This window comes from Streptomyces nidicola (genome assembly GCF_050106155.1).
Lineage (GTDB): Bacteria > Actinomycetota > Actinomycetes > Streptomycetales > Streptomycetaceae > Streptomyces.
In genome coordinates, this window is sequence record NZ_JBNBPI010000001.1 from 311063 (window position 1) to 330174 (window position 19112).

At 71.2% G+C, this 19112-nt stretch carries 18 protein-coding genes; 7 read left to right on the forward strand and 11 right to left on the reverse strand.

Annotated elements, in window-relative coordinates:
- Positions 1 to 4: 4 nt before the first annotated feature.
- From ACOKM3_RS01475 to rpmB, 6 genes are all read right to left on the reverse strand, one after another.
- Positions 5 to 1330 (reverse strand): nucleotide sugar dehydrogenase, encoded by a 1326-nt coding sequence (locus tag ACOKM3_RS01475; RefSeq protein ID WP_426896057.1) that lies wholly within the window; start codon positions 1328 to 1330, stop codon positions 5 to 7.
- A 73-nt stretch (positions 1331 to 1403) separates the two neighbouring features.
- Positions 1404 to 2867 carry a sugar transferase gene (locus ACOKM3_RS01480; RefSeq protein ID WP_461854929.1) on the reverse strand — a complete coding sequence of 488 codons (1464 nt, stop codon included), beginning with the start codon at positions 2865 to 2867 and terminating at the stop codon, positions 1404 to 1406.
- Between the two features lie 631 nt (positions 2868 to 3498).
- A complete protein-coding gene (locus tag ACOKM3_RS01485; protein WP_426896059.1) occupies positions 3499 to 5505 on the reverse strand; it encodes a beta-N-acetylhexosaminidase family protein in 2007 nt (668 codons plus the stop codon).
- Positions 5506 to 5619: 114 nt separating this feature from the next.
- Complete coding sequence (locus ACOKM3_RS01490; RefSeq protein ID WP_426896061.1) at positions 5620 to 7455, reverse strand: SpoIIE family protein phosphatase; 1836 nt, start codon at positions 7453 to 7455, stop codon at positions 5620 to 5622.
- Between the two features lie 151 nt (positions 7456 to 7606).
- Positions 7607 to 7912: a 30S ribosomal protein S14 gene (rpsN, locus tag ACOKM3_RS01495; protein WP_426896063.1), complete on the reverse strand. Its 306-nt coding sequence runs from the start codon at positions 7910 to 7912 to the stop codon at positions 7607 to 7609.
- Positions 7912 to 8148, reverse strand: a complete 237-nt coding sequence (rpmB, locus tag ACOKM3_RS01500; protein ID WP_426896065.1) for a 50S ribosomal protein L28 — start codon at positions 8146 to 8148, stop codon at positions 7912 to 7914. The genes rpsN and rpmB overlap by 1 nt, the downstream gene beginning before the upstream one ends.
- Positions 8149 to 8231: 83 nt before the next feature.
- On the opposite strand from rpmB, the gene rpmG reads away from it, so the two are divergent.
- From rpmG to rpsR, 4 genes are all read left to right on the forward strand, one after another.
- Positions 8232 to 8396, forward strand: coding sequence for a 50S ribosomal protein L33 (gene rpmG, locus ACOKM3_RS01505; RefSeq protein ID WP_426896067.1), 165 nt, complete (start codon positions 8232 to 8234; stop codon positions 8394 to 8396).
- A gap of 61 nt (positions 8397 to 8457) precedes the next feature.
- A complete protein-coding gene (locus ACOKM3_RS01510) occupies positions 8458 to 8712 on the forward strand; it encodes a type B 50S ribosomal protein L31 (protein ID WP_399238602.1) in 255 nt (84 codons plus the stop codon).
- The gene (locus tag ACOKM3_RS01515; protein WP_426896069.1) at positions 8712 to 9866 is read left to right on the forward strand and encodes a CobW family GTP-binding protein; all 1155 of its coding nucleotides are present in this window, start codon (positions 8712 to 8714) and stop codon (positions 9864 to 9866) included. Before ACOKM3_RS01510 ends, ACOKM3_RS01515 begins: the two co-directional genes overlap by 1 nt.
- A gap of 22 nt (positions 9867 to 9888) precedes the next feature.
- The gene (gene rpsR / locus ACOKM3_RS01520; protein WP_426896071.1) at positions 9889 to 10125 is read left to right on the forward strand and encodes a 30S ribosomal protein S18; all 237 of its coding nucleotides are present in this window, start codon (positions 9889 to 9891) and stop codon (positions 10123 to 10125) included.
- 21 nt (positions 10126 to 10146) lie between these two features.
- Here the strand turns inward: rpsR and ACOKM3_RS01525 are convergent, their stop codons facing one another.
- The 3 genes from ACOKM3_RS01525 to ACOKM3_RS01535 all read right to left on the reverse strand — a co-directional run bounded on the left by ACOKM3_RS01525 (position 10147) and on the right by ACOKM3_RS01535 (position 12893).
- Entirely contained in the window at positions 10147 to 11052 is a 906-nt protein-coding gene (locus ACOKM3_RS01525) for a M20/M25/M40 family metallo-hydrolase (RefSeq protein WP_426896073.1), read from the reverse strand.
- 63 nt (positions 11053 to 11115) lie between these two features.
- On the reverse strand, positions 11116 to 11904 hold the full coding sequence (locus tag ACOKM3_RS01530) for a class II aldolase/adducin family protein (RefSeq protein ID WP_327665650.1): 789 nt from the start codon (positions 11902 to 11904) through the stop codon (positions 11116 to 11118).
- The gene (locus ACOKM3_RS01535) at positions 11901 to 12893 is read right to left on the reverse strand and encodes a C-terminal binding protein (RefSeq protein ID WP_426896075.1); all 993 of its coding nucleotides are present in this window, start codon (positions 12891 to 12893) and stop codon (positions 11901 to 11903) included. Before ACOKM3_RS01535 ends, ACOKM3_RS01530 begins: the two co-directional genes overlap by 4 nt.
- Positions 12894 to 13069: 176 nt before the next feature.
- Between ACOKM3_RS01535 and ACOKM3_RS01540 the strand changes: the two genes are divergently transcribed.
- The 3 genes from ACOKM3_RS01540 (at position 13070) to ACOKM3_RS01550 (ending at position 17342) form a co-directional block, all read left to right on the forward strand.
- Entirely contained in the window at positions 13070 to 13969 is a 900-nt protein-coding gene (locus ACOKM3_RS01540; protein ID WP_426896077.1) for an Lrp/AsnC family transcriptional regulator, read from the forward strand.
- Positions 13970 to 14142: 173 nt separating this feature from the next.
- A complete protein-coding gene (locus ACOKM3_RS01545) occupies positions 14143 to 15795 on the forward strand; it encodes an amidohydrolase (RefSeq protein WP_426896079.1) in 1653 nt (550 codons plus the stop codon).
- Between the two features lie 200 nt (positions 15796 to 15995).
- Positions 15996 to 17342, forward strand: coding sequence for an MFS transporter (locus tag ACOKM3_RS01550; protein WP_426896081.1), 1347 nt, complete (start codon positions 15996 to 15998; stop codon positions 17340 to 17342).
- A gap of 11 nt (positions 17343 to 17353) precedes the next feature.
- Here the strand turns inward: ACOKM3_RS01550 and ACOKM3_RS01555 are convergent, their stop codons facing one another.
- Complete coding sequence (locus tag ACOKM3_RS01555; RefSeq protein WP_426896083.1) at positions 17354 to 17944, reverse strand: hypothetical protein; 591 nt, start codon at positions 17942 to 17944, stop codon at positions 17354 to 17356.
- Positions 17944 to 19038 (reverse strand): baeRF3 domain-containing protein, encoded by a 1095-nt coding sequence (locus ACOKM3_RS01560; RefSeq protein WP_426896084.1) that lies wholly within the window; start codon positions 19036 to 19038, stop codon positions 17944 to 17946. Before ACOKM3_RS01560 ends, ACOKM3_RS01555 begins: the two co-directional genes overlap by 1 nt.
- Between the last annotated feature and the right edge of the window lie 74 nt (positions 19039 to 19112).

Below are 19112 nucleotides of genomic sequence, written 5' to 3' on the forward strand. Positions count from 1 at the left end.
CGCGTCACCAAGCAAGGCCCATGTACCCCGGTTCGGCCCGACGCGCCTCGGCGTCGGGGAGGCGGACGAGGTCGACGATCGCCGGGCCACCACTGAGGGGCAGCGCCGACAGGACGGACTCGTCCCTGGTGCCGACGAGGCACACCTCCGCGTGCCCGAGCACCTCGTCGACGGAGTCCGCGAGCAGCTGCGCGAGGTGCGGAAGCCGGCCCTCGATGTACTCGCGGTTCGCCCCCATCAGCCGGGAGAGGCTCACGTTGGCGTCGTAGATCTTGAGGTCGTATCCCTTGCCGTAGAGCCGCTCCGCGAGCTCGACGAGCGGGCTCTCGCGCAGATCGTCGGTGCCGGGCTTGAAGGACAGGCCGAACAGGCCCACCTTGCGCTTGCCGGTGCGCTCGACGAGCTCCACCGCCCGCTGCAGGTGGTCGGCGTTGGACGCCAGCACGTGGGACAGGATCGGCACGGAGACATCGGCCCGCCGCGCCGCGTGCACCAGGCTGCGCAGGTCCTTGGGCAGGCAGGAGCCGCCGAAGGCGAAGCCGGGCCGCAGGTACGCGGGGCTGATGTTGAGCTTGCGGTCGGCGAGGAACACGTCCATCACCTGGTGCGAGTCCACGCCCAACGCCTGGCAGACGGCGCCCAGTTCGTTCGCGAAGCCGATCTTGAGGCCGTGGAACGAGTTGTCCGCGTACTTGATCGCCTCGGCGACCGGGACCGGCACCCGGAACACCTCGCCGGGCAGCCCCTCGTACAGCTGCGCCACGACGTCACCGCTGGCCTGGTCGAGCTGGCCGATGACGGTCTTGGGCGGGTCGAAGAAGTCCCGCACGCTCGTGCCCTCGCGCAGGAACTCCGGGTTGACCGCGACGCCGAAGTCGACGCCCGCCGTGCCGCCGAGGCTCTTCTCCAGGATCGGCACCAGCAGGTTCAGGCAGGTGCCCGGGAGCATCGTGCTGCGGAACACGACCGTGTGCCGGGCGCCCTCCCCCTCGCGCTCGGCCAGCGCGGCGCCGATCTGCTCGGTGACCCGCTCCAAGTACGTGGTGCACAGGCTGCCGTTGGGCTCCGACGGCGTACCTACGCAGATCAGCGACACGTCGCTGTTCATGATCGCCTCGCGCACGTCGCGGGTGGCGCGCAGGGCGCCTGTCCGCACGACCTCGGCGGTGAGTTCGCCGATCCGCTCCTCGACCACGGGGGCCCTGCCGCTGTTGACCAGGTCCACCTTCGCCTGGTTCACGTCCACGCCGATGACCTCGTGGCCCTGTCCTGCCAGGCATGCCGCCGACACACAGCCGACGTATCCGAGCCCTAGGACGCTGATCCTCATTGCCGTTCCTCCCCCCAGAGCAGGCCCTTGTGACCTGCCGTTCATACGCCGACGAATCGGCGTCCCCCCTGCTTCAGTACGCCCCTTGTCCGTGGAGCACGGCCCGCAGCGTCTTCCACAAGATCACCGTGTCCAGGGCGAGCGACCAGTCCTCGACGTAGCGCAGGTCGAGGCGGACCGCCTCCTCCCACGGCAGGTCGCTGCGCCCGCTGATCTGCCACAGGCCGGTGAGCCCGGGCTTGACCAGCAGCCGCCGCCGGATGTCCGGTCCGTACGCCGCGGACTCCTCCGGCAGCGGGGGCCGCGGGCCGACGAGCGACATCGATCCGGTCAACACGTTGAACAGCTGCGGGAGTTCGTCGAGCGAGTAGCGCCGCAGTACGTGTCCGACCCGGGTCACCCGCGGATCCCGCCGGAGCTTGAACAGCAGCCCCGCCCCCTCGTTCCGCTCGGCGAGGCCGGCCCGCTTCCCGTGGGCGCCGGTGACCATGGTGCGGAACTTGACGATGGTGAACTCGCGGCCGTCCTTGCCCACCCTGCGCTGCCGGTAGAACACCCCGCCCCGGCTGTCCATCAGGACGCACAGGCCGACGAGCACCATCAGCGGCGCGAACAGCAGGATCAGGAACAGCGCGCCGAGCCGGTCGACCATCTCCTTGATCGCCCGGCGTCCCCCGGTGAACGCCGGCATGCTGACCCGCAGCAGCGGTATCCCCAGTACCGCGTCCACGTGCAGCCGAGGTCCCGCCACCTCCATCAGCACGGGGGCCACGACCATTTCGGCGTCGCTGCCCTCGAGGTTCCAGGCGAGGCGCTGGAGCCGGTCCGGCGTCCAGTGCGCGTCGGGGGTGACCGCGACGACCCGGTAGCCGTCGCGCTGGACGTGGCTCGCGACGTCCGTCAGGGGGCCGACGACCGGCACCCCGTCCAGATGGTCACCGTCGAGCCCGTGACCGTCCGTCGTGCAGACCGCCTCCACCTGCCAGCCGATGTGCGGGAACTTGCGCGTTCTGCTGATCAGGTCGCTCACGGTGGCCGGGCTCCCGGCGGCGAGCACCGGTCGCAGGCAGCGTCCTTCCTTGCGCTGTCTGTGCAGCCACAGCCGCAGCAGATAGCGCGCGGTCATCGTGACGACCGCGATCGCCGGGATCGCGACGAATATCCAGAGCTTGATGTTGCGCGAGGTCAGGGCGATCCCGCCGAGCGCGAGCACGACGGTCGCCGCGAACAGCGAACGTCCGAGCCGGCGGAATTCCTCGGCGCCCTGGCCGAGTACGGCCGGGGCCCACGAGCGGCTCACCGCCAGCGCCCCCAGCACCAGTAACTCCGTGCCGAAAGCCAGGATCTTCCATTTCTCGTGCCAGTTGGCCGCGTCCCTGACCCCGAAGAAGCCTCCGAAGGCCGCCACGACGAGAGCCGTCGCCACCGTATCGCTCATGATCACGATGCGGCGGTAACGCTGCTCCCAGTCGCTCGCGGGCCGACGCAGTGCCCCGTTCACCGGACGGCCGTGGTCCGGTGGGAACGGGCGTACCAATTCCCCCTGTTGTACAGCCCCGTCCCGGTCACCAGCGGGTTCGACGTGCTCGCCCCACACGGTTACTCCCCCCTCGGGAGGCCGCCGCCCCCCGTGCTGTTTCCCCTCCTCGGGAGGCCCCCCGCCCCCCGTACCGCGCCGCGCCGTTCCTCCCCCTCAGGAGGCCCCCGCCTCCCGTTCATGACGTACCGGTTGAATCAGCGCCGCACGAGCAGTCCGCTCACTCGGTGGCGGACTTGGCTCACTGCCCGGGACCCGAGGGCCGAGCCGCTCGGGATTCCCTCGACCCGTCGGGCGCTCCCCGCGCCTCCAGGTCCCTGATCGGGCACCACGAAACGATCACCCCCCGTTCGATTCCGGCGCAGCCGCGGTCGGTCGCGCGCCACACCGGCCCCCATAGATCGTCATTTGTCGCCTAGTGTCCCGGCATGTGAAGCACGGTCAATCTAGACCATTGAGGCCTCCCATAGAGAGTGATGTGTGGAATTTGTGGTCAAGGTTTGAAGTTGCCTACACGATCAGCCAATTTCGGCGGGAAGACGCCCCCGTACGTCGGGACGGAACCCGGAAACGACAACGCCCGCCCCGGTCACGTACCGGGGCGGGCGTCGACGATGACGTCAGGGACGGGTCACATCTGAGGCGCCTGCTCAATAAAGGTGTCCAGCACTCCGTCGGCCACCTTGATCGGGCCCTGCGGACGGGTGGTGCCGGGGATGGTGGTGATGGCGGAGGCCTGCTTCGCCAGGTCGGCCGCCTTCGCGAACTCCGCTTCCCCGCTACCGGAGTTGAGCTGGGCACGCAGCCCGTCCAGCGTGGTGTTCAGGGCGCCGCCCCACAGTTCGAGGGCGTCGAGCCACGGCTTCGTCTGCGCCAGGAAGGCCTGATCCCGCATTCCGGCGCGAATCCGCTCCGGGGCGCCCGCGAGTACGTCGGCGTAGGCCGAAAACTTGCGCAGGGCCGCCCGCCGCTCGGCGCCGGACCCGCCGTCCCACGCCTTGCGGAACTCGGCGATGCGCGCGGCCAGTTCCGGCGCCTGCGGCTGCCAGTTGGTGTCGCCGAAGGTCGGCGCGAGGTGCTGGGTGTCGAAGAAGGCGAGCAGGGCCCGCGCGGTGCCCCGGTCGCCGCCGGCCAGATAGTCGGCGGCCGCGCGCCAGGTGCGGTCGGGGTCGTAGTTCTCGTCGTTCCAGGCAAACGAGGCGCCGCCGAAGAGCGCGACCTTGCTCGGCGCCGCCTGGTTCATCGGGTTGAGCACGATGCCGCTCAACTCCTTGTGCAGACCGGCTTCCCGCTTGTCGTACGGGGCCATCAGGAGCCGGCCCGTGGTCTGCCCGTAGTCGTTCACCGGATAGTTGTCCCAAAGGAACACCTTGCGTCCCCACACCGTGGACGCGGCCTTGGCGTCGGCGAGACTGATGGCGGGCGGCACGACGTCGGTGCCGGTCCACTGCACGACGACCTTCGGGTCCAACTTCTCGCGCAGCACCGACTTGTACGCGGAGTCCGCCGTGTCGGAGTACTCGGTGGGCACGAACTGGAGCGGCTTGGCGCCCTCATGGGTGTCGATGAAGTCCTGTTGCACCGCGTTGAGCAGATCGGCCTGCGCCTGCCCCGCGGCAGCCCGGCCCGGCGCCCCGTACTTCGCCTGGTCGGCGTCGCAGTTCCACTTGGTGTAGCTGATGTCGTCGAGCGCCACATAGAAGCTGCGGGCCCCTTGGTCGTACAGCGAACCCAGCTTCTCCTTCAGGGCCTTGACGTCGTCGGGGTCGCTGTAACAGACGGAAAGCCCCGGGGAGACCGCGTACGTGAAGTCGACATGGTGGGCGGCCGCCTTCTCGATCAGGTCGCGCAGATCGGCGAGCTTGTCGGCGGGGTAGGGCGTGCGCCACTTCTCCCGCAGGTACGTGTCGTCCTTCGGCGTGTAGATGTACGTGTTCGCCTTGACGTCGCCGTAGAACGCGAGTTGGTCGACGCGGTCGCTGTGCGACCAGGGCGCACCGTAGAAGCCCTCGATGCTGCCGCGCAGCGGCATGCTCGGATAGTCGGTGATCGAGACGGCCGCGATGCGGTGCGCCCCGGTCACCAGCTGACGCAGTGTCTGGGCGGCGTAGTACACACCGTCTCCGTCGTTGCCTGCGAGGACAACGATGTCAGAACCGGCGGCGCCCCGGGACGCGAGGGAGTAGCCCTCCGGGTTCAGGGTGTCGGGCACGGAGCCGCCCGCGGCCTTGAGCGCGGCGGCCACCGCGGTGTCCTTGATGGATCCGGCCACGACGGTCAACACACCATGCGCCGGCGCCTTCTTGGCCGCGTCGCCGGCCTTGACGGTGTCGACGGAACGGGCCCCGGCGGCGGCCAGCGCCCGCTTGATCACATCGATGCTCGACGCGTCGACGCCGTCACCGAGGACGAGCCGCACCCGGTTCGGCACCCGCAGGTCGGCGCCCGCCGATCTCATGTCCTGCGGGGTGGGCGTGACGACGGGCAACTTCGCCGCCGAGCCGGCACCGACCGCGCCCGGCGCACCGTCGAGCGCCTGGGCGGGCACGGCGACCGCCCCCAGGGTGAGCAGGAGCGCGGCACCGACGAGAGCGGGGCGGGAGACATGGGGAAGACAGGACGAATGACGTTCAGACATACGGGACACTGCACCTCCACGGAAGCGGACCCTCGCCTTCGGGCGGGGCCATGTGGTCTAAACCACCACCCATCCAGGTCAGTGTCAAGATCCCGTAGCAGACGGGGAGTTGCCCTACGGCTCCTCGGGCCCGTCCTCGTCCAGTTCGAACCACACCGTCTTTCCCTCCGGCTCCGGGCGTAGGTTCCAGCGGTGGGCCAGGAGGTCGAGGAGGACGAGGCCGCGGCCGGAGGAGGAGAGTTCGCCGGGTGCGCGGCGATTCGGGACCTCGTCGCTGCGGTCGGATACCTCCACGCGCAGCCGACGGTGGCCCTCGGCGCCACTGATGTCGGCGCGCAGGACGGCGGCATGCTCGGTGTGGATCAGTACGTTGCCGAGGAGTTCGGAGACGAGGAGCAGGGCGGTGTCGACCTGTTCGGGGCGGGCCCAGTCGTGGAGCAGGCCCTGGAACTCGATACGGGCGTCGGCGATGCCCTGGGCCTGGTCCTGCTCGAGGGTGAACCGCAGGTTGCGCCCCGTCCGGTCCGCGTGGTCGCCGAGCGGGTCGCGGCGCAGGAGCAGCAGGGCGATGTCGTCCTCGGTGAAGGAGGTGACGGGGCGGTCGCCCGGCTGCGTGGACTGCGGGGCGACGACCGCGTTCAGGAGCCGGTCGGCCATGCCGTCGATGTCGTCCGCGCCGCCCGGCGTCAGCGCGCCCCGGACCCGGAGCCAGCCGGAGTACATGTCATGGCCGCCGGACTCGATCAGGCCGTCCGTGCACAGCATGAGGATCTCGTTCTCCCGCAGCGTGAGAAGGCTGACCGGGTAGTCGTCCTCGCCGAGGTCGAGCCCCAGGGGCAGCCCGCCGCGCACGTGCTTGAGCAGGCAGGTGCCGTCCGGCAGCCGCAGGACCGGGTGCGGGTGCCCGGCGCGGGCGATGCGCAGCGTGCCCGTCGCGGGGTCGGCCTCCAGGTAGATGCAGGTGGCGAAGCGGCCCTCCCCGAGGGATGCCAGGAAGTGCGAGGCGCGCACGAGGACGGCGTCGGGACCGTGCCCCTCGGCCGCGTAGGCGTGGATGGCGGTGCGCAGCTGTGACATCAGCCCGGCGGCCTGCACATCGTGGCCCTGGACGTCGCCGATCACCAGACCGAGACGCCCGTTGGGCAGGGTGATGCTGTCGAACCAGTCGCCGCCGACCATGAGCCCGCCGCCGGTGGGCACGTAACGGGCGGTGACGGTGAGCCCTTCGGGCCCCGGGCCGATGCGGCCCATGCTGCTGCGCAGGCTCTGCGAGAGGGTGCGGTCCGCCTGGCCGTCGTAGGTCTGCTCGATGCACTGGCCAAGGAGCCGGGCGAGGGTCACCAGGAAGGTGCCGGTGCCGCCGGTGGTCTCCACGGGGGCGTCGAAGGCGGCCATCCACACGCCGGTGAGCTGGCCGTACGTGGTGAGCGGCAGGAACGCCCACGACTCGTACCGCGCCGGCTCCGCGTACCCGCCGGCGGAGGGGAACCGGTCCCGGTAGTCCTGCGGCGAGGGCAGCACCACGGGCCGCCCGGTTCTGGCCACCTGGGCCGCGGGGTGGGCCGTGCGCAGCGGCAGCCGGAACGCGTCGGCCTCGCCGTCGCTCAGGCCGAACTGGCCGACGCAGTGCAGGACTTCACGGTCCGCCCGGAAGACCGCCTGCCCACGCAGCGGGAAGGTGTCGTCGGCCAGCTGGGAGATCAGGGTGAGGGCCTCCCCCAGTGACGCGACGCGTGCCAGCGCGTGTCCGGTGACGAGCAGGTCGGTGTCGCGGTGGCTCGTACCCGTGCGCGACGGGGGCCGGTCCGAACCGGCGCCCGGCCCTCCGGAGGCCGGTCCCGCCAGCCGGTTGAGCACGTCGACCTGACGGACCTCGGCGTCGTACGCCTCCGGTTGCTCGTGCTCCTCGGGCTCCTCTTCGGGGATTCCGCGCTCGCGCCCGCCACCCACCTGCGGCACTCCCCTCGGCTCGACGCACTCCGGTTTCCCACCATCGTCCGACGATCGGCCGTACCGCGCCTGCTCGCGCACGCCATGCGGGCGACCACGCCGGGCGCACGACCAGGGCGGAGCCCCGGCCGGACGCCCGGACGTGACCGTGTCACCAAGAGGACTTGGTGACCCCCGGCAGGTGTCCCGCGTGTGCCTCCTCCCGCAGCCGCACACGGGAGAGGCCGAACTTGCGCAGGTGCCCGCGCGGCCTGCCGTCCACGCTGTCGCGGTTGCGGATCCGCGTCGCGCTGGCGTCGCGCGGCTGCCGGCGCAGTTCGGCCAGGGCCGCGTCGCGATCGGCCTCCGGGGTGTCGGGGCGCCGGACGATCTCCTTCAGCGCCGCGCGCCGGACGGCGTACCGCTCGACGATCGCCTTCCGCTTCTCGTTCTTCGCGATCTTGCTCTTCTTCGCCATCAGACCTTCCCCCCTCGCGCGCGGATCCGCGCGACCGCGGCCTCGATGCCGATGACATCGACGGTCTTGACTCCCCTGGCGCTCAGGGTCAGCCGCACGCTGCGGCCCTCACTGGGCAGCCAGTAGCGCTTGCGCTGGATGTTCGGGTCGAAGCGGCGCGAGGTGCGCCGGTGCGAGTGGGAGATGCGATTGCCGAAGCGCGGTGCGGCTCCGGTCAGTTGGCAGTGGGCGGACATGCGGTCCCTCTCCGTTCGTCCTGTGTCGTGTGTGACCATGGCCCCGTTATTGAACATGGAAACCATTGCCATATAGTAGCGGCATGGCACGCAACGAACTGCGCCCGGTCGTCAAACTCCGCTCCACGGCAGGCACGGGCCACACCTACGTCACCCGCAAGAACCGCAGGAACAACCCGGACCGCCTGGTCCTGCGCAAGTACGACCCCGTGGTCGGCCGGCACGTCGAGTACCGCGAAGAACGCTGAGCACCGGCCCCCGTGCCACCACCCGAACCACTTGAAGCACTCGAACCATCTGGAGTCCGCCATGAAGCCCGGTATCCACCCGGCCTACCGGCCCGTTGTCTTCCGCGACAAGGCCGCCGGATTCGCCTTCCTGACCCGTTCCACCCTCACCACCGACCGCACCGTCGAGTGGGAGGACGGCCGGACCTATCCCGTGTACGACGTCGAGGTCTCCTCGGCGAGCCACCCCTTCTACACCGGCACCGCCCGCGTCATGGACACCGCGGGACGGGTCGAGCGCTTCGAGCGCCGCTTCGGCCGCCGAGGGGCCCGGTGATGGGCGGCCACGACCGGCTGCCCGTCGTGATCGTCGGCGGCCTGCACAGCGAAGCGCGCCGGGAGGTGGTGCGGGGCCTGCTCGACGCGGTGCCGTCCAGCGTGGCCCTCCACCACGACCTCGGCACCGCCCCGTCGGGAACCGTGACCCGCACGATCCGGGACGCGTCCGGTGAACTCGGCCGCGGGGACGCGCCGTTGGTCAACGACTGCGCCTGCTGCGCCCTGCGCGAGGACCTCGTGCCGGAGCTCGAACGCCTGGCGGGCGACGGTCTTACCCGCCTCGCCGTCGTGGAACTGTGGGACTCCGTCGAGCCACAGGCCATGGCGGATGTCGTCGCCGCGCACGGTGCGCCGGCGCTGCAATTGACCGGGGTCGTCACGGCCGTCGACCCCGCGCTCGTCCTCCCCTATCTGGGCAACGGGGACGACCTCGCCGAGGCCGGGCTCGCGGCGGCCGCGAGCGATCAGCGTACGGTCGCGGACACCTGGGCCCGGCAGCTGGAGTACGCCTCCGTCATCGCCGTCACCGAGAGCCCGGAGGCGGACGAGGAGGACCGGGCCCTGCTCACCCAGCTGCACCCGACGGGGCGGCAGGTGCCCTCCCGGTCGACCGAACTGGCCCGGCTCGTCCTCGCCGGGTTCGACGTCGAGGCGGCGCGCACCGCGCAGCACCCGGCCAGCGCCCTGCTGCCGCAGGAGGCGGAGGAGGCCGGGGTCGGCACCCTCGTATGGCACCGGCACCGGCCGTTCCATCCGCAGCGGCTCTTCGACGCCCTGGAGGATCTGTGCTGCGCGGCGGCCCGCAGCCGGGGGCGGTTCTGGCTCGCCGACCGGCCCGACACGCTGCTGTCCTGGGACGCGGCCGGGGGCGCGCTCGGCGTCGACGACTGTGGGCCCTGGCTGCACTCACTGCCCGACGCCGCCTGGGAGTTGGTGCCGCCCGAGCGGCGCGCGGCGGCGGCCATGGACTGGCATCCGGAGCACGGCGACCGCTGCCAGCACCTCGTGTTCACCTCCCCCGCCCTCGACCGCGAGGGACTGACCGCGCTCCTCGACTCCTGCCTGCTCACCGACGACGAGTACCGCGCGGGTCCGGACGGCTGGAGCCGGCTCCCCGCCGCCTTCGACCCGCTCCTCGACCCCGCACGCTGACCCACCGGAAGGAAGAACCGACATGTCCCGTCCCCGCATCCCCCGCAAGCCCGCCAAGCCGCGCCCGAACCCCCTCGACGCCGCGGGCATCACCTACGTCGACTACAAGGACACCGATCTGCTGCGCCAGTTCATCTCCGACCGCGGCAAGATCCGCAGCCGCCGCGTCACCCGTCTCACGGTGCGGCAGCAACGCCAGGTGAGCGCCGCCGTCAAGAACGCCCGCGAGATGGCACTGCTGCCGTACGGGAACAGGTGACCGGGGCGGCCGCGGCGCCGCTCAGCCCTCCGGCACGGCGAGCCAGGCAAGCGCTGCCGCGGTGAGCGCGCGGACTCCTGTGTCGAGTGTGGGCTGGAGGACCGGCGCGAAGTGCGGGCTGTGGTTCACCGGGATGTCCGAGGTGAGCCGGCCCGCCGCGGCCGCCTTCTCGTAGGCCGCGGGGTCCGTGCCGCCGATCCCCCAGTAGGTGAAGGGAACGCCGAAGGCCTCGGGGATGCGGCTCATGTCCTCGCCGGCCGTCTGCCGCTCGATGGTGTGGGCCCGCTCGCCGAAGTGCTCGGTGAAGGCGGCGGCGACGGTGCCGGTCGGGGCCTCGTCGTTGACCGTGGGCGGAAAGGCTGCGAGCGTCTCGAACTCCGGGTCGCGGGTCGCGCCGGACGCGGCGGCCTCGGCCCGCACGATGCGCTCGACGGCGGCGCGGACCTCGGCCCGCGTGTCGTCGTCGTACGTACGGACGTTGAGCTGCAGCACGGCCCGGTCGGGGATGATGTGCGGTCCCGTGCCGGCCGTGATGCTGCCGACGGTGAGCACGGCGGGGGTCGCGGCGCCGAGTTCGCACGAGACCACCGTCTGCAGCCGGACGACCGCCATGGCGGGCTGGAAGAGCACCACCACGGTGCCGTGCCAGGCGTCGGGGGACCGCGCCATCAGCCGGGCGAAGCCCAGCATCGAGGCGACGTGCACGTCGTGGCCGCAGGCGTGCATGACGGGGACCGACGTGCCGTCGGCGTTCTGCGCGGTGGCGGTCGAGGCGTAGGGAAGGCCCGTCGCCTCGGCGGCCTTGGCGGCGGTGCGGTGTTCCCGCAGCCCCGGTTCGGGGTGGGTGTGGAGGTCCTTGTAGAGGTCCTCCACCCAGGGGCGGATCTCCTCAAGTCCCTTGAGGACGGTGTCGGTTGCACGGCTCACGAAGGGGTCCCTTCACCTGGGGGCGTCCCTTCAGTACAACCCGGCCCCGGCACCGCCGCACGCTTACTCCTTGTAGTCCGGCGCGATCCGCTCCACGAGCCTCAGCAGCGCACCCCAGGCCAGGTCGTACGCGATGTCGTCCTCGACGTCCGAGGACGCCTCGCCCTCGCCGGTGAGCTGCTGGGCGGTGTACTCGCAGACCTTCTCGGAGGGGATGATCAGCTGTCCGCCCGCCTGGGCGGTGACCTGGATCTCGCAGGCCTTCTCCAGGTAGTACATGCGCAGGAACGCCGACTTGGCGCTGTCGCCGACGGTCAGCAGGCCGTGGTTGCGCAGGATCAGCGCCGGGTGGGTGCCGAGGTCCTCGACGAGGCGCTCCTGCTCGGCGAAGTTGAGGGCGACGCCCTCGTAGTCGTGGTAGCCGACGCGGTTGTGGAACTCCATCGACATCTGGTTGACCGGCAGCAGCCCGCCCTGCTGCGCGGCGACGGCGCAGCCGGCCTTGGTGTGCGTGTGCAGCACGCAGTGGGCGTCGGGGCGGGCCTTGTGGATCGCGCTGTGGATCATGAAGCCGGCCGGGTTGACGGGGTGCGGGCTCGGCTCCACCGCGTTGCCGTCGAGGTCGATCTTGACCAGGTTCGAGGCGGTGATCTCCTCGAAGAGCAGTCCGTAGGGGTTGATCAGGAAGTGGTTGTCCGGACCCGGGAGGCGCTGCGAGATGTGCGTGAAGATCAAGTCCGTCATGCGGAAGTGCGCGACCAGTCGGTAGACGGCGGCCAGTTCGCGGCGCAGGCGCAGCTCCTCCTGGGCGGCGTCGTCGGCCGTGACGGGGGCGGTGAGGGTGTCGGTCACGCGAGTGCTCCTTGCGTACGAGAGGCGTTACGAGAGGTGGGGTCGACGACGGGGGTGTGCGGGCGTCCGGTGGTCTGCCAGGCGATGACGTTGCGCGCGGGCTCGGTGACGTAGGCCCGCAACGAGGCGTCGGAGAGGAAGGCGCTGTGCGGCGAGAGCAGCAGGCGCGGGTGGCTGCGCAACCGGTCGTCCGGCGCGGGCGGTTCGACGGGGAAGACGTCGAGGGCGGCGCCCGCGAGGTGGCCGCCGTCGAGGGCGGCGAGCAGGGCGTCCGGGTCGACGAGGTCGCCCCGGGAGACGTTGACGAGGACGCTGCCGGGGCGCATGCGGGCCAGCAGGTCGGCGTCGACCATGCCTCTGGTCTGCGGCGTGGAGGGGACGTGCAGCGACAGGACGTCGGCGCGCTCCACGAGCGTGTCCAGGTCGAGGCGTTCGACGCCCTCGGGCCAGTTCGTGGCGCGCGGGTCGTGCGCGGCGACCGTGCCGAAGAGGGGCGCGGCGAGGCGGGCGAGGGTGCGGGCGATGCGACCCATACCGACCAGTCCGAGCGTCAACTCGCTGGCCCGGCGCGGCACTTCGTTCAGTTCGGTGTTCCAGCCGCCGGAGCGGACCACGGCGTCGGCCTGCGGCAGGCGGCGGGTCAGCGCGAGCGCCTGGGCGAGGGCGTGCACGGCGACATCCTCGGTCGCGGAGTGCGGCAGGTTCGCCAGCCAAAGACCGCGCCGCTCCACCTCCACGACATCGACCATGTCGAAGCCCGCCGACATGGTGGCGATCATCCGCACCTCGGGCGCCCGGTCGAGCAGGTCCGCGTCCACGCGCGCGTAGCCGACGATCAGCGCGTCGGCGTCGTGCGCGGCGGCGCCGATCGCCTCCGGGTCCCGGCTGCCGACGACCCGCACCTCCCAGCCGGCATCGACGAGGAGACGGACGCCCGGCTCGGGGTCCAGCTCCTCGGTGTCGGTGATCACGACGACGGGTCGCGGCACACCATCCTCCAGCGCACTCAGAAATGATTCGATCGACTTACGGGAATGAAAGCTACGTTTCGACTGCCACACTTGTCCAGACCGAACGAGACGGTCGCCACCCGGTGACCGACAATGATCAGACACCCGGCCGGTCCACGGCCGGGCCGCAACCGAACGGCCGAGGGGAACAGCACGTGGATCTCGACGAGACCGACCTGCGCATCGTGCGCGAGCTGCAGAGCGACGGCCGCCTCACGTACGAGACGCTGGCGCAGCGGGTGGGCCTGTCCCGGCCCGCGGCACGGATGCGCGTGCAGCGACTCCAGGAGTCGGGCGCCGTACGGGTCGTCGCGATCGTGCACCCGGCGGTGCGCGACCTGTCGGCCTCCGCGCACCTGGCGATCGACACCGAAGGACCCGCGGGCCCGGCCGCCCGCGCGATCGCCGCGCTGCCCGAGGCACCGTTCGTGACGCTGACCAGCGGGCGGCGCGCCATCATGACGGAGCTGCGCACGGCGGGCTTCGGCGCGCTCGACCGGACCATCGAGCGGATCCGGGCGCTGCCGGGCGTACGCGCGGTGGACGCGCTCGTCGCGACGCGCCACGTCAAGGACCCGTACCTCCTGACGCGGGAGCCGACCGTGAGCGCGCTCGACGCGATGGACGAGCGGATCCTCGCCGAACTGGAGGAGGACGGCCGCCTCGCGTTCGCCGAACTCGCCGCCCGCGTCGGCCTGTCGGCGGGCGCGACCCGCGCGCGCACCCTGCGCCTACTGGAGGGCGGGGTCGCCAAGGTGGTGGCCCTGGTCCGCCCCGACGTGCTCGGCATGGGCTACCTGTGCGGGTTCAGCCTGCGGGTCGACGGCGCGGCGGCGGACGTCGCCGAACGGGTGGCCACCTTCGAGCGCGTGACGTTCCTGTCGACGTGCCTGGGCCGCGCGGAACTGGTCGGCACGATCACCGCGGAGTCGTTCGCGGCGGTGCGCGCCACGCTCGAGGAGATGCGCGAGCTGCCCGCCGTGCGCGAGGTGGAGAGCTGGCTCCACCTCGAACTGATCAAGGAGCGTTACGACCTGGGGCCGCGCACGGACTGATCACCGGCCCACACCGGGGTGCACAGTCGATACGTAACCCAATCGGCGATTCGACTTTACAAACATTCTTGGCCGGACCCTCTGGTCAATCAGTCGTTCGCTATCTATGGTTCAGCGAGCCGAATCGTCTGTCGGCACACCCCCGTACGTTCCCGGTCGAAAGCAGGCCTGCCATGCCCCGCTCCCCCGAGCACACGCTCCTCGTCACCGGCGCCGCCGTAGCCGCCGCCGGCACCACCGTCCGGGCCGAGGCCCTCGCCGTCCGCGGCGATCGCATCGTGCACGTCGGCACCGAAGAGGAGGCCCGCGCCGCGCTCGGCGGCCGGGGCGGTCACATAGACGAAGAGCTGACGCTCGACGGCGGCCTCGTCCACCCCGGCTTCGTCGACGCCCACTGCCACCCGGTCATGTACGGGCAGGCGCTCGCCTGGGTCGACCTGCGCCCCGAGCGCGTACCGGACATCGACACGCTCGTCGAGGTGCTGCGCGAGGCGGCCCGCGAGCTGCCCGCGGGTGTCCCTGTGCGCGGCTTCGGCTACGAGCACCGGCGCCTCGCCGAGGGCCGCCACCCCAGCTGCCACGACCTGGACCGCGTCGCCGACGACCGCGAGGTCTACGTCATGAACGCCTCCGGGCACGGCGGCGTCGTCAACTCCCATACGCTGCGCACCTGTCGGATCACCGCGGGCACGCCGTCGCCCGAGGGCGGCAGCATCGGCCACTTCGAGAACGGCGAGCCCGACGGGCAGCTCTGGGACGCGGCCTGCGATCTGCTCACAGGACCGGCCGGCGTGAAGATCGGCAACCACGGCCCGAACTTCCACCTCTCCGAGCCCGAAGACATCATGGCCGACCACCTGCTGCGCGCCCAGGAGGTGTTCCTCGCCGCCGGTGTCACCACGATCGGCGACGCGCAGGTCTCGCGGCGCGAGATGGAGACGTATCTGCGGGCGCGGTCGGACGGTTCGCTGCGCATGCGGGTGAGCGCCTATCTCACTTCGGCGTTGCTCGACACCGCTCTGGAGCTGGGCGCTGTGCGAGGCTTCGGCGACGACCTGTTCCGTGTCCAGGGCGTCAAGTTCTACGCCGACGGCACGCTCGGCGGCTGGACCGCGTACTTCCCCGAGGGGTACGCCGCCGACTGCTGCCACCACGGGCAGCTGTACCACTCGGTCGAGGAGTACGCGGAGATCGTCCGCCGTGCCCACGCCGCCGGTCTGCAGACCGCGACGCACGCCCAGTCCCCGTACGCCATCGGCATGGTGCTCGACGCGATCGAGAAGGCGCAGGCGGACCGGCCGCGGGACGACATGCGGCACCGCGTGGAGCACTCGGGACTTCCCACGGACGAGCAGATCGAGCGGATGGGCGCGCTCGCCGTCGTCCCCGTCATGCAGCCGCAGCACCATCTGCGCACCGGCGACGGCACGTTGACCGCGATCGGCGCGATGGGGCACCGCTACAACCCGGCGGGCCGCTGCGCCGGGGCCGGTGTGCCGGTCGTCTTCTCGTCGGACGCGCCGGTGGCGCCGCCCGCGCCGCTGGAGGCGGTGTCCGCGGCGGCGACCCGGCGGACCGTGCTCGGCACGGTTCTGGGTGACGAGTCGTTGCGGTTGCCGGTCGAGGCGGGGCTGCATGCGCATACCGGGGCGGCGGCGAGTGCGCTGCACCGTGAGCACGAGGTGGGCGCGCTCGCGCCCGGCATGCTCGCCGACTTCTGCGTCCTCGATGCGGACCCGCTGACCGTGGCCACGGACGAGCTGGCCGGGATCCGCGTGCGGGAGACGTGGATCGGCGGCAGCCGGGCGTGGTCGCTTCGCGGGTAGCCGGGTTCTGGTCCCGGCCGCGCCGTGGATGGCCGGGGCCCCTTGGCGCGCCACACCGTGGCCGGGGTTGCGCAGTTCCCCGCGCCCCTGATGCCGCACTTCGGCCCCGCCCCACCTGACGGCGTGCCACACCGTGGTTGCGCTTGCGCAGTTCCCCGCGCCCCCATACCTCGTCCGCACTCTCCCGCCGGAGGTCCCCCTTGACGGACCGCACCACGTCCCGTTCGCCGCAGAGTCCGTTCAGGACGGCGTTCGCCGCTCTGTCCGGTACCTCCATCGAGTGGTACGACTTCTACGCCTTCGCCACCGCCGCGGCGATCGTGTTCAACGACGTCTTCTTCCCCGCCGACATGCCGACGGCCCTGAAGACCATCTCGTCTTTCGCGACCTTCGCCGTCGGGTTCCTGCTTCGTCCGCTCGGCGGCATCGTCTTCGGGCACATCGGCGACCGCGTCGGCCGCAAGAAGACGCTCGTCATCACGCTCCTGATGATGGGCATCGCCTCGTTCGCGATCGGCCTGCTCCCGACGTACGACCAGGTAGGCGTCCTCTCCCCCATTCTGCTGATCACGCTGCGCCTGATCCAGGGCATCGCGATCGGCGGCGAGTGGGGAGGTGCCGTGCTCATCGCCGTCGAGAACGCGCCCAAGGGCAAGGCCACCTTCTTTGGCTCGTTCGCCCAACTCGGCTCGTCCGTCGGCGCGTTGCTGTCGACCGGCATGTTCAGCCTCATGAATCTCTTCGGCGACTCCGCGTTCAACAGCTGGGGCTGGCGCGTCCCGTTCCTCGCCTCCGCGGTCCTCGTCGTCATCGGCCTGGTGGTGCGCACCAAGCTGGAGGACTCCCCGGTGATGGACGACATCCACGCCGCCGAGGCCGAGAAGGAGACGCCGAGCCGGCTGCCCGTCGCCGAGGTGCTGCACAAGGACTGGCGGACGGTCCTGACCGGTGTCTTCGCTCTGGCCACCGCGACCGGCGGCTACTACGTGGTGACCAGCTATCTGCTCTCGTACGGCACCGAATCGCTGCACCTGTCGGAGTCGATGCTGCTCAACGGCCTCTCGCTGGCCGCGTTCCTGGAGCTCGTGGTCACCCCGCTGCTCGCGCTGCTCGGTGACAAGGTGGGCGCGCACAAGGTCGTCGTCGCGGGCCTCGCCGGTGTCGTACTGCTGTCGATCCCGCAGTTCATGGTGCTCGGCGGCGGCAGCGTCGTGCTGATCTATCTGATGATGCTGGCCATGCGCCTGGTGATGTCGGCACTGTACGGGCCGATGGCCGCGATCCTGGCCGACGGCTTCGCCCCGCACGTGCGCTACACCGGCATCTCGCTGTCCTACCAGGTCTGCAACATGATCTTCGCGGGCTTCGCCCCGGTCACCGCGGTCTGGCTGTCGTCCCTGGCCGGCGGGGCGTACTGGCCGCCGGCCGCAGCGCTGATGGTGGTCTCCGCGGTCGGCATCTGGTGCACGCTGCGGCTGCGGGTCCACTTCGAGCGCCGGGTCGCGGCCGAGTCCACGGCCGCGACCCAGGAGGCTGTGCCCGCCTAGCGGGAAAGGCCTCAGTAACGCTGTGCCTTCGCCACACTCGCCTTGAGATGCGGCTCGGGGGGCTTGGTGCTGATCGCCAGCGGCTGCGCCCTGTCCCCCGCCTTCAGGTCCTCGGCTCCGACGACCTTCGACTCGACCACCTTGCCGTCGGAGTCGCTGAAGTCGACCTGAACCGCGTACGAGGCGGTCTTGTCGGTGGTGTTGGTGATATGGACGACGACGGCGCGCACGCCCTTCGTGTCCGCGAGGCGCTTGCCGGTCAGCTCGACGTCGCGCACCGCGTTGCCCTGCCCCTTGGCCTTGTGCAGCTGCTTCGTGAACTCCTGCCGCTTGCGCTCCAGGTTGGCCGAGACGGATGCCTCGAACGAACTGGCCCGCGCCGAGGCCGACTTGGCGGCCTCGGACGCGGAGGCCTTGATCGACTCCTTCTTCGAGGCCAGCGCCGAGGGCGGCGTACCGGAGAACCTCGACGCGTCCGGTGAGGTGGGCCGCGCGCTGGCGCTCGCGCCCGTGTCCTGCTCGTTCCCCGATCCGCATGCCGCGAGCGCCAGCACACCCGCCAGCGCGCAGGCGATCGGCGCGATCGTCGTCCGCCCGCGCATCAGAACCTCAACACCGCGGCGACGCGCCCTGCGTCCGCGAGGGTGTCGTCGGGGACGAACACCACCTCCGCGCCGGTCTCCAGGGCGGACTCGACGACCTCGTCGACGATGTCGTGCACGGCGTCGAGATCGTCCTCGGCGGCCGGTTCCAGGTGGCCGTCGCCGGCCCGCACGGTGATCCGGTAGTTCTCCTCGACGACGAGGCGGCGGATCCGGCCGTCCTGGGCCTCCTGCCACACCTCGTCCACGCCCGCCGCGTACTTCCGCTCGCCGCGCGCCTGCTCGAGTTGGTCGAGCGCCTCGGCGACGACCAGCCGCGCCGCTTCGTCCCGGGCCGGGGCCACCGCCTGCACGACCTCCTCCGGGGTGGCCTGCGCGAGCCCGCCGACCGAGACGTCGATCGCGCCCTGCGCGGCGCTGCCGACCTCCGTCAAAAGGGTCAGTGCGGCCGACTCCCCGGTGACGTACAGCGGCCTCGGCTCCTCGCCGAGCACATCGCTCAGCTCGGTGTCCGCGTCCCGGAAGAACTGGCGGGTCTGCTCGTCGCGGAACGTGCTGGGCACATCGCCGACGCGCTCCTTGCGTTCGGCGTCCGGGTCCTCGAGGCTGCGGGTCAGCGGGAAGCCGTGCTCCGTGTTCTCGGTGACGCTGTCGCCGCGGCCGTCCCACAGCGTCACCCGGTCGGCGGCCAGCGCCAGCACCCAGTAGGGACGCATCGCGGCGTCGGCGGCGACCAGGTTCCGGGTCAGGAAGGTGTCGGCGACCACGACCCGCTCAGGGACGCCGCGGTCGACGGCCCAGGCCTGGTGCTCGCCCGGCGCCGCGAAGACGATGAGGCCGTCGCGCACCTCGGCGGGATCGACCTCCTGGACCGCGGCCCGCAGCTGCTCGAGGACGTCATCCTGACGCTCCTTGGTCACCGCGGGATCCGCCGCCAGCTGGCGCTCCGCCTCGCTGACGAGGTTGCCGAGCCGGACCGGGTCCTGCTCGTTCTCCGGTCGTCGCCGATGGGTGGGCATCGCCAGGGACACGGCGGGATAGGAGCGCGGCTCGCGCAGCTCCCGAAGGATCACCGGGGTCAATGAGGATTGCATGGCTGCTTGTCCTTCTCCTGAGACGGCTCGCACCATGCTGCCCACAACTGGCACAAACGGCCATTTGGAATGAA

What these genes read in the sequence shown, in the direction of transcription:
- ACOKM3_RS01515 (WP_426896069.1), top strand. Translation starts at nt 8,712, where the DNA reads ATGGGCGGCCACGACCGGCTGCCCGTCGTGATCGTCGGCGGCCTGCAC.
- rpsR (WP_426896071.1), top strand. Translation starts at nt 9,889, where the DNA reads ATGTCCCGTCCCCGCATCCCCCGCAAGCCCGCCAAGCCGCGCCCGAAC.
- ACOKM3_RS01545 (WP_426896079.1), top strand. Translation starts at nt 14,143, where the DNA reads ATGCCCCGCTCCCCCGAGCACACGCTCCTCGTCACCGGCGCCGCCGTA.
- ACOKM3_RS01555 (WP_426896083.1), bottom strand. Translation starts at nt 17,944, where the DNA reads ATGCGCGGGCGGACGACGATCGCGCCGATCGCCTGCGCGCTGGCGGGT.
- rpmB (WP_426896065.1), bottom strand. Translation starts at nt 8,148, where the DNA reads ATGTCCGCCCACTGCCAACTGACCGGAGCCGCACCGCGCTTCGGCAAT.
- ACOKM3_RS01510 (WP_399238602.1), top strand. Translation starts at nt 8,458, where the DNA reads ATGAAGCCCGGTATCCACCCGGCCTACCGGCCCGTTGTCTTCCGCGAC.
- rpmG (WP_426896067.1), top strand. Translation starts at nt 8,232, where the DNA reads ATGGCACGCAACGAACTGCGCCCGGTCGTCAAACTCCGCTCCACGGCA.
- ACOKM3_RS01485 (WP_426896059.1), bottom strand. Translation starts at nt 5,505, where the DNA reads ATGTCTGAACGTCATTCGTCCTGTCTTCCCCATGTCTCCCGCCCCGCT.
- ACOKM3_RS01560 (WP_426896084.1), bottom strand. Translation starts at nt 19,038, where the DNA reads ATGCAATCCTCATTGACCCCGGTGATCCTTCGGGAGCTGCGCGAGCCG.
- ACOKM3_RS01475 (WP_426896057.1), bottom strand. Translation starts at nt 1,330, where the DNA reads ATGAGGATCAGCGTCCTAGGGCTCGGATACGTCGGCTGTGTGTCGGCG.
- rpsN (WP_426896063.1), bottom strand. Translation starts at nt 7,912, where the DNA reads ATGGCGAAGAAGAGCAAGATCGCGAAGAACGAGAAGCGGAAGGCGATC.